At 65.3% G+C, this 2,231-nt stretch carries 3 protein-coding genes; all 3 read left to right on the plus strand.

Going from position 1 to position 2,231, the window contains the following annotated elements; genetic code table 11:
- The coding region (locus AC1D1T_RS32030; protein WP_477993395.1) for an arsenate reductase/protein-tyrosine-phosphatase family protein at positions 1-230 on the plus strand (230 nt) is incomplete at its 5' end.
- 191 nt (positions 231-421) lie between these two features.
- Complete coding sequence (locus tag AC1D1T_RS32035) at positions 422-958, plus strand: Fe-S cluster assembly transcription factor (protein ID WP_047502971.1); 537 nt, start codon at positions 422-424, stop codon at positions 956-958.
- A 53-nt stretch (positions 959-1,011) separates the two neighbouring features.
- Complete coding sequence (locus tag AC1D1T_RS32040; protein WP_465114374.1) at positions 1,012-2,226, plus strand: IscS subfamily cysteine desulfurase; 1,215 nt, start codon at positions 1,012-1,014, stop codon at positions 2,224-2,226.
- Positions 2,227-2,231: the final 5 nt, after the last annotated feature.

Genomic DNA, 2,231 nt, shown 5'->3' on the forward strand with positions numbered 1-2,231 from the left:
ACCTCATCCTGGCCATGGACTGGGACAACCTCGCCGAGCTGGAGGAGCGCTGCCCGCCGCAGCACCGCACCAAGCTGGGGCGGCTGACGCAGCATGGCGTGCGCTTCTCGAGCCCGGTCGTGCCCGACCCCTACCAGGGCGGGCCGGAGGGGTTCGACCACGTGCTCGACCTGGTCGAGGACGCCTGCGACGGGCTGGTCCGGCACCTGTCATTGCCGCGCCCCGAATAGCCCCATGCGCGCTACGGAACTTTCAGGTCCATTGCCGACCAAAAAACTAGGTTTCATCTATACTTGAGTAATCCTCTCGGGATCAACCGAGGGTTACCCCGGGGAAGGCAAGCGGGGACTCGACAAGCGTGAAATCGCCCTCATCTGCTTCGTTGACATTGTTGGCCGCCCAATCGGCTTAGGAGAATTTCATGCGTCTGACCACCAAAGGCCGTTTTGCAGTGACCGCGATGATCGACCTGGCTCTGCGTGAGCATTCGGGCCCCGTCGCGCTGGCCGCGATCAGCGCCCGCCAGCAGATCTCGCTGTCCTACCTCGAGCAGCTGTTCGGCAAGCTGCGCCGCCATGGGCTCGTCGAGAGCACCCGCGGCCCCGGCGGTGGTTATTCGCTGGGTCGCAAGTCCGAGGAAGTCACCGTCGCCGACATCATCGTGGCGGTCGACGAACCGATCGATGCCACCGGTTGCGCCGGCAAGGAAAACTGCATGGGCGAGGACACCGGCCGTTGCATGACGCACGACCTGTGGGCCAGCCTGAACTCCAAGATGATCGAGTACCTCGATTCGATCTCGCTGCGCAAGCTGGTCGACGAGCAACTGGCCAAGGGCATCTCGATCGAGGAACAACCGGTCAAGCGCGCGATCTCGACGCAGCCGGTCGTCAAGCCGATCAAGATCACCGCCCCGAATTCGGTCTTCGCCCTCGGCGGCGCCGCGTTCTCGAAGTAAGGCCTCTCCACCAACCCTTCGCTGCCTCTTTGCCGTAGCTGACTCCCATGGACATGACCCCCCACTTCCCGATCTACATGGACTACGGCGCGACGACGCCGGTGGACCAGCGCGTGGTCGACGCGATGATCCCGTGGTTGCGCGAGCATTTCGGCAACCCGGCGTCACGCAGCCATGCGTGGGGGTGGGAGGCGGAAGCGGCGGTCGAGAAGGCGCGCGAGCAGGTCGCGGCGCTGGTGGGCGCCGATCCGCGCGAGATCGTCTGGACCTCGGGTGCGACCGAATCCATCAACCTGGCGCTGAAGGGTGCCGCGCAGTTCTACAAGACGCGCGGCAAGCACCTGATCACGCTGAAGACCGAGCACAAGGCCGTGCTCGACACGATGCGCGAGCTGGAGCGCCAGGGCTTCGAGGTGACCTACCTCGACGTGCAGGAAGACGGCCTGCTCGACCTCGACAAGCTGAAGGCGGCGATGCGCCCCGACACCATCCTGGTCTCGGTGCTGTTCGTCAACAACGAGATCGGCGTGATCCAGGACATCCCGGCGATCGGCGCGATGTGCCGCGAGCGCGGCATCATCTTCCACGTCGATGCGGCGCAGGCCACCGGCAAGGTGGAGATCGACCTGGCCGCGCTGCCGGTCGACCTGATGAGCCTGGCCTCGCACAAGACCTACGGCCCGAAGGGCATCGGCGCGCTGTACGTGCGCCGCAAGCCGCGTGTGCGCATCGAGGCGCAGATGCACGGTGGCGGCCACGAGCGCGGCATGCGCTCGGGCACGCTCGCGACGCACCAGATCGTCGGCATGGGCGAGGCTTACCGCATCGCGCGCGCCGAGATGGGTGCCGACAACGAGCGCATCCGCATGCTGCAGCAGCGGCTGATCAACGGCCTGAAGGACATCGAGCAGACCTTCCTGAACGGCCACGCCGAGCGGCGCGTGCCGCACAACGTGAACATGTCGTTCAACTTCGTCGAAGGCGAATCGTTGATCATGGGCATCAAGGGCATCGCGGTGTCGTCGGGCTCGGCCTGCACCTCCGCGAGCCTGGAGCCGAGCTATGTGCTGCGCGCGCTCGGCCGAAGCGACGAACTCGCGCACTCCAGCCTGCGCATGACGATCGGCCGCTTCACGACGACCGAGGAAATCGACTACGTGGTCACGACGCTGAAGGATCGCGTCGCGAAGCTGCGCGAACTCTCGCCGCTGTGGGAGATGTTCAAGGACGGCATCGACATCAGCACGATTCAGTGGGCTGCCCACTGAAGTTG

This window comes from Rhizobacter sp. P2_H3 (genome assembly GCF_056403355.1).

Coding starts and splice junctions, on each gene's coding strand:
- AC1D1T_RS32035 (WP_047502971.1), top strand. CDS start 422: ATGCGTCTGACCACCAAAGGCCGTTTTGCAGTGACCGCGATGATCGAC.
- AC1D1T_RS32040 (WP_465114374.1), top strand. CDS start 1,012: ATGACCCCCCACTTCCCGATCTACATGGACTACGGCGCGACGACGCCG.